Origin of the sequence: Bacillus sp. SN1 (genome assembly GCF_002796895.1) — a bacterium.
GTDB classification, from domain to species: domain Bacteria; phylum Bacillota; class Bacilli; order Bacillales; family Bacillaceae; genus Bacillus; species Bacillus inaquosorum.
In genome coordinates this window covers 180,593-194,815 of record NZ_PHIE01000006.1, presented here as the reverse complement: position 1 = coordinate 194,815, position 14,223 = coordinate 180,593, and the positions used below count along the sequence as shown (strand labels likewise).

The following is a 14,223-nucleotide window of genomic DNA, read 5'->3' as shown; positions in this document are numbered from 1 at the left end:
TCCTAACGGCCGAATAGCAGCATGCGATGACCCGCGCTTCATGTATCACGTTATTTGTCATCTTTTTTCTCATCTTTCTTTTCTGTTTCTTTTTCTTTCTTCAATTGTTCTTCTTTTTTCGCTTTTTCCTCGGCTGCGGCTTTTTCTTCTGCCGCTTTCTCTTCAGCTTGTTGTTTTTCTTCGTCTGTTTGTTCTTCGGCTGTATCGACTAAAGACGTGTCAGTATTAGACTGTCCTTGATTGTCGTCATGTTCCTTTTTTGCTTTTTCAAGCTCACTATTTACTGAATCGAGTTCTTTTTGTATTTCTTCATCATTTGTATCTTCAGATAAAAGCTGCTGTTTATATTTAGCAAGGCCAAAATAAATATAATCATTGTACTCAAGTTTACGGCCAATACTGATAGCTTCTTTGTAATTCCCTCGGCCATAATCAATCCAATACAAGAAATGCTGAGGGTCTGATTGCAGAGTGACTAAATTATTTTCAATATTTTTCGTTTTTGCACTCCCTAGATTTTCAACCTCAACATAAGACGTCGCCAGCTGATACTGCACCGATTCAGGCAGGCTTTCCGCATCGTATTTAGACAGTGTGCTGATAACCTCACTGTACTGCTTGTTTAGGAAAGCGCGGTTGCTGTCCACTATCGCCTGGTGCTTTGGCTGTGCGAAAAATAAAGCGTACATCGAATAAATAAGGGCCGGCACCAGCAAAACAATGAGCCCCAGGCCGATATATCGCTGAATGTTCCACTTTTTTCTCGGGATATGTATGTATGTTTTCGCTTTGGCTTCGAGCTCATCGATATAAGTTTGAATCTGCTCGAGCAGGTCATCATAGGTCGCCGCATCCAATATCGCCTTAGCCTCTGCGGAGAACGTCAGCGTATCATTGAATTTCAGGTAGTCTTCAAATGCAAACGCGCCGTCAACTGCCAAAGCTGCTGCCGCTTTCAGCTCCCGCCACACTCTTTCCTCATCACGCTCGTAAGGAGGAATGCTTTCTTTTACTCCATAATGGAGAAAATAAGGCGTTAGGCCTTTATCGAATACAATATTTTCAGGAGCGACAATCAAATTCAGCCTCGACAGATTGTGCTGCTGTACAGCTTGAACAAGCTGATAGGCGAACTGCCATTTGCTTTTTTTATCTTTAGCTTTCATTAAGCGGAATGCTTTATAGGAGGGAGGAGGTTGGATTGTGATGATTACTTCATCATCCGTCACATCGATCTCTTTATGAAAAAATGGATTTACATCTTTGATCACGTTGGCTTCGAGACCGTCCAGAAGCTTTATTTTTTCCCGCTGAAAGGTAAATGTATAGCCGGCATCTGTTTTCTCGGCAACGGCTTCTAATTGGTTTTCTAAATATGATTTTTGTTTATCCGACATTCAACCAGATCCTTTCATAATATTTCAAGCCGGTCTCCGTTTGTAATGCCGCAATCAGACAGCTTGCATTCTCCGGAAAACACCGTATCCTTATTAACCACTCTGATCCAGTGCCCTTCGCGCGGAGGTATAGCTACGCTTTGAGCCTGCCAAGCAATATCAATTACTTTTTTCACCGGGTGGTAATCTGACAATCTGAGATCAAAGACACTGCCGTTATAATGTTTCAAATCTATTGTAATATCAATATACATTTTAGGATCACCCTTACATAGAAAGAGCGCCGTCTTCTCGTGAATCAGGCGCTCCTTCCCTTTCATACTGTTATCCGCGGATTTGATTTGCGATGTCTTGGTCAGTAGACTCAAGTGTATTTGCTGTTTGATCAAGCTGCTGATTCACATCTTGAAGCAAATCTGACATTTTGATAAATGAAGGTTTGAGCTGCTCGTATTGATCTGCGAACGCTTCGCTTGAAGCACCTTCCCACATGCTTTTCAAATCAGAGATCATTCGGTTTAAACGATCAACCTGATTCAATACTTCTTGGCTTTCAACGCCGTATTGCTTCGCCATCGCTCTTAGCTCTTCGGGTGTGACACGAATTAATCCTGCCATATTCCTCATTACCTCCTGTGCCATCAGCCTAAATATGGGCTAATTCACTTATTTTTAGAACGTCATTATTATAAAAACAGTTTTTCGGTACAGTCAAACAAATATGTTTTAATTTTACAAAATGAGTCCAATGGTTTACCCCAAATCACTTAAAAATGACATAAATTGTTAAATAGGTAGGTTCATTTTCTCAATCTTCTCTTCATCCTCCGAATAATCCAAAAGACCCAAATGATTCTCCAACTCCCAAAAAAAACCTTTCAGAAAATTTGATGCTAGAGCACCATTTCTGAAAGGTTCAGTTTTTTCTTTCCTTAATCAGTCTCGCCCCCGATGACTTTCTTAGAAGAATAATAGGATAAGCTTTCGTATCATATAAGGCATACAACTGTACTGCAAAGAGGCGGATGCACCGCCAATCATATAAGACGTTTCTCTCAGTATGCCATGTAATTGTTTTTTTGGCTTCCGCTCTTTGTTGTTGATTTTCACAAACAACAACAATCATAATAAAAGGAAGGGGATGAGATGTCAAAGAGAAATCAAGCATGAAAAGTAGGGAGATTTATGACCATGCCGAATGATCCGTTTAAATACAGTTTTGACAGACTTGAAGATGTGGCTGATCATATCAGCGACGTTCTGCGTTGCCCGATTACTATAGAAGATTTCAACCACAAGCTGCTTGCCTACAGCACACACAGCGACTGTACAGATCCTGCCCGAACGTCTACAATCATTGGCAGAAGAGTACCGGAGAAGGTCATTAACAAGTTGTGGAAAGACGGGACGATTCCAGCTCTTTTAAAAACAGACCAGCCGATCAGAGTAAAGCAAATAGATGAAGTCGGCCTAAGCAATCGCGTTGCAATTTCCATTTGGAAAAACAACCAAGTGCTTGGCTTCATATGGGCGCTTGAGATCCAAAAAACATTGTCTGACGATGATCTGATGACACTGCAAATGGCGGCTAAAGCAGTAAGAAACAAGCTTCTCAAACTCCAAATCAGAAAAACGAAAAATGAAGAACGCAGCCAAGAGTTTTTCTGGAAAATGCTGACCGGACACATTTATCAGGAGCAAGACATGGCGGATGGGTTCCACAAGCTTGGAATGGTCGCCCCTTCTGAGTTTTCCGTTATGATCATCCGGATAAACGGCGAGCTGACAGAAAAAATCGAACAGCAGCTGCAATATTTGCAGGAAACAACCCAGCAGGTTCACGTTCTGCTGACAACAGTAGATTCCAATGAACTCATTATTTTAACCGCTCCTAAAACAGATCACCCTTTTCAAGATTTAAAGCAGTTTGCTTTCAGTACGCAAAAACAGCTGAAGGAACGTTATAAAATAGAAGACGTTTCGATCGCTTTTGGCGGAATATACAATACTATTTCTTTTGTCTCCCGCTCCTATCAGGAAGCATTATCCGTCTTAAAAGCCAAGGAACGGTTCGCAGAAGAGACAAAACATCTTTTCAGTTTTTCTGAGCTAGGCATTTATCAATACTTGGATGTCCTAGATGAAAAACGGAAACAGACGGGATATTTTAATTATTCACTTTCCAAACTGGAACAGTATGACCGCGATCACCAGTCTAATATGGTAGAAACGCTAGAGCGTTTTATTGAAGCAGACAGCAACGTGAATACCGCTTCCAAGGTTTTGAATATACACGTTAATACGTTGAATTACCGTCTCAAGCGCATCAGCCAGATCGCTGAAATCGATTTAAAAAATGTGAATCAAAAATTCACCATCTATTTAGATATCAAGCTTCGGCACATGGATTTGTGAAATTTCACAAATCCATGTTTTTTTATTTTCTTATTCAAACAAAGAATTTTCCAAAAAATCAAGCTACACTAAAAACATCATAGATACAGGAGGAGACAGATATGATCATAGGGGTTCCTAAAGAGATAAAAAACAATGAAAACCGCGTCGCACTAACACCTGGAGGCGTTTCTCAGCTCGTTTCAAACGGCCACCGGGTACTGGTTGAAACAGGCGCGGGCCTTGGAAGCGGATTTGAAAATGAAGCCTATGAATCAGCAGGAGCGGAAATCATTGCTGATCCAAAACAGGTCTGGGACGCCGAAATGGTCATGAAGGTCAAAGAACCGCTGCCGGAAGAATATGTCTACTTCCGCGAAGGACTTGTGCTGTTTACGTACCTTCATTTAGCAGCTGAGCCTGAGCTTGCACAGGCCTTGAAGGATAAAGGGGTTACGGCCATCGCCTATGAAACGGTTAGTGACGGCCGGACATTGCCGCTTCTGACGCCAATGTCAGAGGTTGCAGGCAGAATGGCAGCGCAAATCGGAGCTCAATTCTTAGAGAAACCTAAAGGCGGAAAAGGCATTCTGCTTGCCGGAGTGCCAGGCGTTTCCCGCGGAAAAGTAACGATTATCGGAGGAGGCGTTGTCGGCACAAACGCGGCCAAAATGGCTGTCGGCCTCGGTGCAGATGTGACCATCATCGACTTAAACGCAGACCGCCTGCGCCAGCTTGATGACATCTTCGGCCATCAGATTAAAACGCTAATTTCTAATCCGGTCAATATCGCAGATGCTGTGGCAGAAGCGGATCTTCTCATTTGCGCGGTATTAATTCCGGGTGCTAAAGCTCCAACTCTTGTGACTGAGGAAATGGTAAAACAAATGAAACCTGGTTCAGTGATTGTCGATGTTGCGATCGATCAAGGCGGCATTGTCGAAACTGTCGACCATATTACTACCCATGATCAGCCGACATATGAAAAACACGGTGTTCTCCACTATGCTGTAGCAAACATGCCGGGTGCTGTCCCTCGTACATCAACAATCGCCCTGACTAACGTTACTGTTCCATACGCGCTGCAAATTGCTAACAAAGGGGCAGTAAAAGCGCTAACAGACAATGCGGCACTGAGAGCTGGTTTAAACACAGCAAACGGACACGTGACCTATGAGGCTGTGGCAAAAGATTTAGGATATGAGTATGTGCCTGCCGAGAAAGCTTTACAGGATGAGTCATCTGTGGCGGGTGCTTAATTCACATTGAGCTTGCAGAAAGATTTCTGCAGGCTTTTTTTATCTTTTAAAAGGAAAAAAGAGACCATTTCACGAACTAAAACTATGAAGTTGATCATAAAGGAGGATTCATATGGCTGTTCAGCAATATGGCGTGTTAAAAGGCATTGTCTTAGACATGAAGCGTGAAACCGATGATGACAGTCCTCATTTCCAAGTCAAAGTGCTCGGTGAAGAGAATACGTATTACAGGTGCGCCATCAATGTGATGTCCAGTTCTGAGGAATCTGAAGTATTGTATTTGGCTGACGATCAGTTTGATTCAAGCTCGATTACCATCCTTCCGAACATGCCGTATGGATATACAAGGATCAATGAGGCAAACCGTGAAGTGGCGCTGGATTATGTGCGGGGCAATTTGTTTGACCCGCGGAAAATGAAGCCTTTGCCGCATGAAATCACGGGGCCAGATAATGATTTAAATGATTTTATTGAAACGTATATGAAGAAAGCGAAAGACGAGAAAGCGCCGGTTTATATATTCGGTTCAAAATTTGGGCCGGAACAGGCTCCGGATAAAATATTCGGGTTTACTCCGACCAACGGCATGCACAATATCCATATGAATCAAGGGAATGCAATGGATACCCGCTGGAAAAAAGACAACGGCTCTTGGCATGACGGAGGCATTCTGATTCAATTTGCAGATCAGTGGGCCGCTGTGTTTTTAGCGTTTTTATCCCAATCGTGGTGTACAGATGAAAACGGGAACCCGGTCAGAGACTGTGATCATACCCAAACTTCTGCATAAGATAGAAAAAGAGACTGCAGCAAGCAGTCTCTTTTTTTGCGATTACACATTTTCAACAGGCTTTAAGCTGTTTGGCCTCATATCGCTCCAATGCGATTGGATATAGTCCAGACAAGCTTCACGCCCTTTTTGCTCATGAACGACTGTCCAGCCGCTCGGCACATCTATAAAACCGGGCCATAGGGAATACTGGCCCTCTTCATTGATCAGCACCAAATATGTGCCATCCGCATTTTCAAAAGGATTTGCCATCTATTGCTTCCCCCTTATTTATTCATCTCTTCCAGTTTGACAGCGAGAACCTTGCCGATTTGAGCAAGCGGTTCCGGCTGACAAAGATCTTTATGACGGCAGTCGATGTCGATTTGTTCAATTTGTCCGTGAATATAAGGCTTCCACGAATCAGGTTCAATCGGATCAAACCAATCAGGAATGATTGTTGATCTGAAAAACAAGACATTTCCACGGAAGGGTTTCGGCTTATATGAGCCTAAAATGCCGACAGAATTGACATACGTATTCTTCAGATTTAAAATGACCGATTCATCCAGGCTCGCAAGCGCGCTGCCGTCACGGCGAAGAATCTCGATCGCTGTTTCAAAATCAAGCGGTTTGTCCCCTAAGCTGTCCGGGTCGTACCCGCCTAACGCCAGAAGGGCAATAAGCGCTTCCTCATCATCCGGCGCCTCTTTTATAGGAAGGAAGTGGTTCGGATAGGCGTCCAGCATCACCAATAGGGATACTTCTTCTCCTTGATTTTGCAGCTGGGTGGCCATCGCTTGAACGACATTCCCGCCTAGGGACCAGCCTAGCAAATGGTACGGGCCTTTCGGCTGGATTGTTCTGATTTGTTCAATATAATCGGCAGCCATGTCGTCAAGTGTTTTTGGAAGCTCATCCCGCTGTCCGATTCCGCGTGCTTGCAAGCCGTAGATCGGATAATCTGTTCCTAAATTGGTCATCAAACCAGCATAGCACCAGCTGAGTCCGCCTGCCGGATGTACACAGAATAAAGGAAGCTTGTCTCCACTAGTTCGGAGCGGCAGCAGAACGTCGAGTGCGCTTTGGCTTGAACCCATCTCAAGTCTTTCAGCAAGCCCGGCCACAGTCGGCGCTTCGAATAGGTTGCCGATGCTAAGTTCAACGCCGAGCGCTTCACGAATACGGCTCATCAGCTGAACAGCAAGCAAGGAATGTCCGCCTAAATCAAAGAAACGGTCATCAATGCCGACACGCGGCAAGTGTAGCACCTCCATAAACAGGTCACAGAGGATTTCTTCCTGCGGCGTTCTCGGTCCGCGTCCTGTTACTGCCGCTGCGAAATCCGGAGCAGGCAGCGCTTTACGGTCAAGCTTTCCGTTCGGTGTCAGCGGCAATTCTTTCATCGTCACAAAGGCAGAAGGCACCATGTAATCCGGCAATCTCTCAGCAGCATATTTGCGCAGTTCCGCCATATCAAGCGTTTCTTCTGAAGAAGGTATGACATAAGCTGCCAAACGTTTATCTCCCGGCTGATCCTCACGCACGATTACTGCCGCATCTTCAAGCTGCGAATGCTGAACGAGCGCGGCTTCAATTTCTCCCAGTTCAATCCGGAAGCCCCGAATTTTCACTTGGTGATCGGCACGGCCGACATAGTCGAGAGAGCCGTCAGCGCGGAGGCGGGCCACATCCCCAGTGCGATACATCCGAGTGCCCGGAGGACCAAACGGATCAGCTATGAAGCGTTCTGCTGTTAATCCAGCCCGGCCTAAATAACCTCGTGCCAACCCAGCTCCTGATACATACAGCTCTCCGGCAACACCCGGCGGGACCGGCTGCAAGCGCTCATCCAGCACATATACGCCAAGATCCGGAATGCCGCAGCCGATCAAGCTGTTTGCCCGTAAAGCTGCAACGCTTCGGTCTAATTCGATATAACTCACATGAACCGTCGTTTCTGTAATACCATACATATTGATCAGCTGCGGTCTATTTTCAGGATGGCGGTTATACCAATCCTCTAGACGGCTGAGTTCAAGCGCTTCTCCGCCAAAAATGATACAGCGAAGGCTGAGCGCCTGTCCGAGATCCGGTTGCTCTCGTTCAGCCTGCATAAACTGATAGAAAGCGGACGGTGTCTGATTCAGAACGGTTACACCCTCTTTTACCAGCAGGCGCAGAAACGCTTCTGGTGATCTGCTGACGTGATGAGGCACGATGACAAGACGTCCGCCATGCAGCAGAGGCCCCCAAATCTCCCACACAGAAAAGTCAAACGCATAGGAATGGAACATGGTCCAAATATCGTCTGAGCTGAAATGGAACCAGTGATCAGTTGCTGCAAATAAACGTGTTACGTTTTGGTGAGGGATCATCACACCTTTTGGAACACCCGTTGAACCGGATGTATAAATGACATACGCCGTATTCAAAGGAGAAAGCGGCTGAATTCTATCCGTATTATTCGGATTCTCAGTAGGGTATGTGTTTAGTTTCTCTGACAGTTTTGGATCATCCAGCACGATTTTCGGCACGTTTTCGGCTGGCGGAATGTGCTCTGCAGCTTTTGTGTTCGTCATGATAAACGCAGGCTGCGCATCTTCCAGCATAAAAGCGATTCGGTCAGCCGGATAGTCCGGATCGAGTGGCAGATAAGCCGCGCCGGCTTTCAGCACCGCTAATAGCCCGACAGCCATTTCCAATGACCGAGGCAGTGCCAAGGCCACAAATTGCTCTGGACCGACGCCTTCGCTGATCAGCATTCGGGCAAGCCGATTTGCTCTTTCATTCAGCTCTGCATAGCTCAGTGACTGATCTTCGTAAACAACAGCAATGGCATCAGGGCTTAAAGCAGCCTGCTTCTCAAACTGCTCCGGCAAACTTGCGTGCGGAATTTTTTCAGAAACATTTTGCCATTCTGTCGCCATGTTGCTGCGCTCCTCCGGTGCAAGGATGTCCAGATTTCCGATTTGCTGGTCAGGATCAGACTCAGCAGCCTCCAGCAGGCGCATCAGACGGTCAGCAAGAGCCTGAGCAGTTTCCCGCTTGAAAAGATCAGTGCTGTATTCTAGCAGTCCATCCAATCCGTTTGGTGTCCCGTCAGCAAGACGGTTTTCACTGATTTCCAGCGTCAAATCAAACTTGGCAGAACCGACACTGTGGATCCGCAGGCTGCTTTCCATGTCAGGAAGAGGCAGTTCAGCATCTGGTGTGTTTTGGAACGCAAGCATGATTTGGAATAAAGGATGCGTCGCCCGTGAGCGAGCCGGATTGAGCACCTCTACAAGTCTCTCAAACGGCAGATCTTGATTTTCATAGGCTGCCAGATTCACTTCCCGCACTCTGTCAAGAAGCTCACGGAAGCTTGGGTCACCAGACGTATCGGTTCTGAGCACCAATGTATTGATAAACAGTCCCACAAGATCGCCTAGCGCATCATCATTCCGACCCGCGATCGGACTGCCGATCGGAATGTCAGTGCCCGCTCCCAGTCTTGTCAATAAAGCGGCGAGACCGGATTGAAGCACCATAAACAGGCTCACCCTATTTGCGCGAGCCAGCTGCTGCAATCGCTTGTGAAGCTCAGGCTCAATACGGAAATGAATCGTATCCCCATCATGACTCGGCTCAGCCGGACGTGAATAATCGGTTGGCAGTTCAAGCTGATCAGGCAGATTTTTCAAGGTTTCTTTCCAGAAAGCAAGCTGTCCGGCAATCAAACTATTTGGATCATCTCCGCTCCCAAGCAGTTCTTGCTGCCAAAGCGCATAGTCTGCATACTGCACAGCAAGGGGCGCCCATTCGGGAGCTTTTCCGTGACAGCGAGCCTCATAAGCCGCCCCAAGGTCACGGGTCAGCGGCGTTAAGGACCAGCCGTCCCCGACAATATGATGCACGAGGAGAAGAAGCACGTACTCGTCAGGCCCGATGACAAATAGCTCGGCACGAAAAGCAGGTTCAGCTGCAAGATCAAAGCTGTAACGCACGGCTTCAGCAAACCGCTCAGAAAGCTCCTTCTCAGTAATCTCATTAACATGTAAATCAGGCCTTGCTTGATCAGCGTCTAAAATATGCTGATAGGATGTCCCCTGTGATTCAGGGAAGATCGTCCGAAGGCTTTCATGGCGGCAGACGAGATCATATAGTGCAGCTTGCAGCACTCCTTGGTCCAGTTCACCCGACAGACGGGCAGCAACCGGTATATTATAAGTAGGGCTCGGCCCTTCAAGACAATGGAGGAACCATAGCCGGCGCTGAGCAAAAGAAAGCGGAATTCTTTCAGGCCGCTCAGCTCTCTGCAATGCGGGACGTGCACTCTGCGCCTGATCAAGATGGGCAGCGAGTCCGGCTACTGTCGGTTCGTCAAAGAGCTTGGCAATACCAAGTTCGGCTCCCATTACCTCGCGAATGCGGCTCATTAGACGGGCTGCAAGAAGAGAGTGACCGCCCAGCTCGAAGAAACTGTCATCGATGCCGACCCGTGCCAAACCGAGAACCTCGGCAAACAAGTCACACAATATCCCTTCCTGAGGAGTTCGCGGTCCCCTATCACTGACAGATGTGCTTAAATCAGGCGCCGGCAGTGCTTTCCGATCGAGCTTGCCATTAGGTGTCAATGGCAGTTCGTCCATCTCTACAAATGCCGCCGGCACCATATAATCAGGAAGACTGGCACCCACATAACGGCGAAGCTCGGCAGTATCAATAGCTGAAGCAGCGACTACATATGCCACCAATCTTTTGCCTCCCGGCTGATCTTCCCGAACGACAACCGCGGCCTGTTCGATGTCCGGATGCTTAGCAAGCACGGCATCAATTTCTCCAAGTTCAATTCGGAATCCGCGAATTTTGATTTGATGATCCGCCCGCCCGATATAATCCAAAGACCCATCAGCGCGCCAGCGGGCCTGATCTCCGGTCCGATACATCCGAGCCCCCGGCGGTCCGTATGGATCTGCAACAAAACGCTCAGCCGTTAAATCAGGGCGGCGGAAATAACCTCTAGCCAAGCCTGTTCCTGCAATATAAAGCTCTCCTACAACTCCCGGCGGCACCGGCTGCAAACCGTTATCAAGCACATACACCTGCGTATTCCAAATCGGTTTGCCAATTGGCGGAACGCCCTTCAGTCCTTCTTCAAGAAAAGCTGCTGCAGACCAAATCGTTGTTTCAGTCGGACCGTATAAGTTCGTGACTGGACAATGAAGCTCATGAAGCGCCTGTAAAAGACCGCTCGGCAGCGCCTCGCCTCCGACAAGTACTCTGAGTCCCCGAAGTTTCTCAGGTTCATTCGTCACCAAGGCATGCCACAGTGTCGGTGTCGCCTGCATGATATTGATATCGAAATATTCAATCATTTGAGCTAATGCCTGTGGCTCACGGATCGTTTCTTTCTGTGCGATCACGATTTGCGCCCCGCTGATAAGCGGAAGATATAACTCCAATGCTGAAATATCAAAAGCGACAGTCGTCACAGCCAACAGCCTGTCTTCTTCTCCTAGAGAAAATACCTCCTGCATGGACAGCAGGAAATTGCTTAAGCTTTTAAGTGTAACAACGACACCCTTCGGTCTTCCTGTTGATCCTGAGGTATAGATGATGTACGCAGGATGGGCAAGAGAAACTGATACATTCGGATTGTCAGGCGAATAGCGTTTTACAACCTCCTGTGTAACAGCTTGGTCAAGCACAAGCTGCGGAACAGCCAGGTCATCAGGCAGACGGGCTGCTATTTCCTCAGTCGTTATGATGCATGATGGGTTTGCATCCTCCAGCATGTAGGAAATTCGGTCGGCCGGAAACTCCGGATCTAACGGAAGATACGCCGCACCAGTCTTCAGTACAGCAAGCATCGAAGCTACCATCTCTGGAGAACGCGGCAGCGCCAAAGCGACAAACTGCTCCGGACCAAGGCCTTTTTCGATCAACAGATGCGCGAGGCGGTTTGCCTCTTCATTCAGCTCTTGATAGTTTACTTGAACATCATCACATATGAGAGCGATACGTTCTGGCGTAAGAACTGCCTGCTTCTCGAACATGTCCTGAAGGCTGAGCAGGTTCTCAGGTTTTGCCGTCTCATTCCATTCACTAATGACTTGTTTTTTCTCCTCTGGCAATAGGAGCTCCATTTGCCCAATCAGCATGTCCTCCCCAGCTGAAGCTATTTGCAGCAGCTGCAAAATACGCTGCTGATGAAGCTTAATATCAGACTCGCTGTATACCTCAGGATTCGCGTCTACATCAATTCGCAGCCCGCTGCCATCCGTTCTGTCATATACATTGATTGATAGATCATCAACAGGACCGGCTGAAAGATTATGCGTTGTGCCCCGGGCCCCGGCAAAGTCGAGACCGTAATCAAACGGCATGAGATTGATTTGAGGGCCAAATAATCTATGGTTTTCTCCTATCAATTTCAGATCGCGTCGAAGCTCTTCATGGCGATACTTATGATGTCGCCGAATACTGCGGATTTCCCGGGAAATTTGCTGAATAAGTTCTGAAAAGCTCATCGAAGAGCTTACAGACAGCCAAAGCGGGAGAAGGTTCATCACCATAGCCGGTACATTCAGTGATGCGGACCCTATCCGTCCCATCATGGGCAGACCGAGCACAACATCCTCAGAGCCGGTCATTCGGTGCACATAAACAGCTGACACCGCAATCACGACTTCATGCCAGCTTCCTGAGAAATAGCGCGCCGCTTCTTTTAACGCGTATACATCAGATAGAGCCAGATACGCCGTATGACGAAGAAAACTGTTAGATGTTCTTGGTGCCCGGTCTGCCAAACTTACAACCTCAGGTCCATCAGCAAAACGATCCAGCCAGAATTGACGATCCTTCTCATACTGCTCGGATCCGCGGTAATCTGTATCCTCCTCCAAAATGGCTTGGAGAGACCCAAAGGAACGATCTTTAGCTGATTGTCCTTTCACAAGCGCGGCATACGTACTTGCCACACGCTGAGCAATCAGGGAAAAACCGAAGCCGTCGATCGCAATATGGTGAATGCGCTGATACCAAAAGAAACGATCAGGCCCGGCTATAAAAAGAGCTTCATTGAACAAAGGGTCATATCCTAAATCGACCGGCTTTGCCAAATCTGCTTTCATCCAGTCTAATGCTGTTTTTTCCGGATCAGGCTCAGAGCTGACGTCAATGACGTGCAGCTGGACATCCGGAGACGGGTTTATCATCTGCCAAGGCCCGTCCATATTTTCACCGAAGCGGACATGCAGCGATTCCGCTTCCTTTATCACATGCCGCAAAGCTTCTTCAAATAGAGCAATATTGATTGGTCCATTGATTTCTATATATTCCGCTGTATTGTAGATTGGATTGTCCGGATCAAGCTGCTGAGCAAACCATATGCCGGTTTGCGCTCCGGTCAAAGAATATTGAAGGTCTTTTGTATCAGGCATCCGTTTGTTTACCCTCCTTTTATAAATAATCCGCGTTTGGCAGCACTTGCTGGCTGCGGGTTGTAAGCAATTTCTGCCATTCTTCGATCGTCGGGCGTTCAGCCAGTTCCACGAATGTTACCTCGGCTCCTTCACGGCGCCATTGTTCTACTAATGTCATGATCCTTACCGAATCAAGCCCCCGGTCGAGCAAATCCTCTTGATCTGTAATGTCTTCAGGTGTTTCTTGAAGAAGCTCAGCAATTTGTTTACGGATACTCTCACATGTAAACACTTCACTGCCAGTAGTCATTGACGTTTTCTGAGCAGCAGCAGGCACCTGCTTCAGCTGGTCGAGAAGACTGTCAGTCATTATGGTAAACGCACAGCGCCCAGCTGCATAATCCAGCGCCATTTGATGTTTTTCTAATGAAAAATCAGCAACTGCATCTCCCACAAAAAAAGCTTCGATATCCTCCATAAATGCTTCACATGCTGTAACGAGACAGCCGATATGGGCGTAAATTCCGGAAATGATCAGCTGATCACGTCCCTCTTTGCGCATAATCTCAAGCAGATTCGTTCTCTTAAACGCGCTGTATCTCCATTTTGTCAGCACGAGATCATCATCTTCCGGTGCCAGCTCAGTTACAATTTTCTCCTCATAAGGGCCGCTGTTTAATCCCGGACCCCAAAAGTCTGTCAGCAGCGCCCGGTCTGCCGGATTTTGACTTCCAGGCTGTGCAGTATAGACGACAGGTATTCCAAGCTGGGCACATTGATCCTTCAGCTTGCGTATATTCGCCGAAAGCTCTGTTACCGGAGAAGCTCCAGCTGTGAAAGCATCGACAAAATAGTTTTGCATATCGTGTATTAATAGGACCGCCCGATTTGGATCAGGCACCCATGAGACTTTGTTTTGCGGCATATCAGACGCTGTCGGCATTTGATACGGCTGAATGGCAGGTATAGCCATTTGAACACTTCCTCTCAAATTG

Annotated in this window: 9 protein-coding genes; 3 read left to right on the top strand and 6 right to left on the bottom strand. The window is 47.2% G+C overall.

Annotated elements, in window-relative coordinates; genetic code table 11:
• Positions 1 to 50: 50 nt before the first annotated feature.
• The 3 genes from essB to CVV77_RS19070 all read right to left on the bottom strand — a co-directional run bounded on the left by essB (position 51) and on the right by CVV77_RS19070 (position 2,015).
• Positions 51 to 1,397 carry a type VII secretion protein EssB gene (gene essB / locus CVV77_RS19080; RefSeq protein WP_100276220.1) on the bottom strand — a complete coding sequence of 449 codons (1,347 nt, stop codon included), beginning with the start codon at positions 1,395 to 1,397 and terminating at the stop codon, positions 51 to 53.
• A 14-nt stretch (positions 1,398 to 1,411) separates the two neighbouring features.
• Positions 1,412 to 1,651 carry an ESX secretion system protein YukD gene (gene yukD, locus CVV77_RS19075; protein ID WP_010329928.1) on the bottom strand — a complete coding sequence of 80 codons (240 nt, stop codon included), beginning with the start codon at positions 1,649 to 1,651 and terminating at the stop codon, positions 1,412 to 1,414.
• 70 nt (positions 1,652 to 1,721) lie between these two features.
• Positions 1,722 to 2,015, bottom strand: coding sequence for a WXG100 family type VII secretion target (locus CVV77_RS19070; protein WP_003220661.1), 294 nt, complete (start codon positions 2,013 to 2,015; stop codon positions 1,722 to 1,724).
• 567 nt (positions 2,016 to 2,582) lie between these two features.
• Here CVV77_RS19070 and adeR point away from each other — a divergent pair.
• From adeR to CVV77_RS19050, 3 genes are all read left to right on the top strand, one after another.
• The gene (gene adeR / locus CVV77_RS19060; RefSeq protein WP_232918846.1) at positions 2,583 to 3,812 is read left to right on the top strand and encodes a sporulation transcriptional activator AdeR; all 1,230 of its coding nucleotides are present in this window, start codon (positions 2,583 to 2,585) and stop codon (positions 3,810 to 3,812) included.
• Positions 3,813 to 3,913: 101 nt separating this feature from the next.
• Entirely contained in the window at positions 3,914 to 5,050 is a 1,137-nt protein-coding gene (ald, locus tag CVV77_RS19055; RefSeq protein WP_019259348.1) for an alanine dehydrogenase, read from the top strand.
• A 112-nt stretch (positions 5,051 to 5,162) separates the two neighbouring features.
• Positions 5,163 to 5,840, top strand: a complete 678-nt coding sequence (locus CVV77_RS19050) for a YukJ family protein (RefSeq protein ID WP_003241004.1) — start codon at positions 5,163 to 5,165, stop codon at positions 5,838 to 5,840.
• Positions 5,841 to 5,882: 42 nt separating this feature from the next.
• Here CVV77_RS19050 and CVV77_RS19045 read toward each other — a convergent pair whose 3' ends face one another.
• From CVV77_RS19045 to CVV77_RS19035, 3 genes are read right to left on the bottom strand one after another with little or no spacing between them, the layout of a single operon-like run.
• A complete protein-coding gene (locus CVV77_RS19045; protein WP_014115006.1) occupies positions 5,883 to 6,092 on the bottom strand; it encodes an MbtH family protein in 210 nt (69 codons plus the stop codon).
• A 14-nt stretch (positions 6,093 to 6,106) separates the two neighbouring features.
• Positions 6,107 to 13,246, bottom strand: coding sequence for a non-ribosomal peptide synthetase DhbF (gene dhbF, locus CVV77_RS19040; protein ID WP_100276218.1), 7,140 nt, complete (start codon positions 13,244 to 13,246; stop codon positions 6,107 to 6,109).
• Between the two features lie 19 nt (positions 13,247 to 13,265).
• Entirely contained in the window at positions 13,266 to 14,201 is a 936-nt protein-coding gene (locus CVV77_RS19035) for an isochorismatase (RefSeq protein ID WP_100276217.1), read from the bottom strand.
• Positions 14,202 to 14,223: the final 22 nt, after the last annotated feature.

What these genes read in the sequence shown, in the direction of transcription:
- adeR (WP_232918846.1), top strand. Translation starts at nt 2,583, where the DNA reads ATGACCATGCCGAATGATCCGTTTAAATACAGTTTTGACAGACTTGAA.
- CVV77_RS19070 (WP_003220661.1), bottom strand. Translation starts at nt 2,015, where the DNA reads ATGGCAGGATTAATTCGTGTCACACCCGAAGAGCTAAGAGCGATGGCG.
- yukD (WP_010329928.1), bottom strand. Translation starts at nt 1,651, where the DNA reads ATGTATATTGATATTACAATAGATTTGAAACATTATAACGGCAGTGTC.
- dhbF (WP_100276218.1), bottom strand. Translation starts at nt 13,246, where the DNA reads ATGCCTGATACAAAAGACCTTCAATATTCTTTGACCGGAGCGCAAACC.
- CVV77_RS19035 (WP_100276217.1), bottom strand. Translation starts at nt 14,201, where the DNA reads ATGGCTATACCTGCCATTCAGCCGTATCAAATGCCGACAGCGTCTGAT.
- essB (WP_100276220.1), bottom strand. Translation starts at nt 1,397, where the DNA reads ATGTCGGATAAACAAAAATCATATTTAGAAAACCAATTAGAAGCCGTT.
- ald (WP_019259348.1), top strand. Translation starts at nt 3,914, where the DNA reads ATGATCATAGGGGTTCCTAAAGAGATAAAAAACAATGAAAACCGCGTC.
- CVV77_RS19050 (WP_003241004.1), top strand. Translation starts at nt 5,163, where the DNA reads ATGGCTGTTCAGCAATATGGCGTGTTAAAAGGCATTGTCTTAGACATG.
- CVV77_RS19045 (WP_014115006.1), bottom strand. Translation starts at nt 6,092, where the DNA reads ATGGCAAATCCTTTTGAAAATGCGGATGGCACATATTTGGTGCTGATC.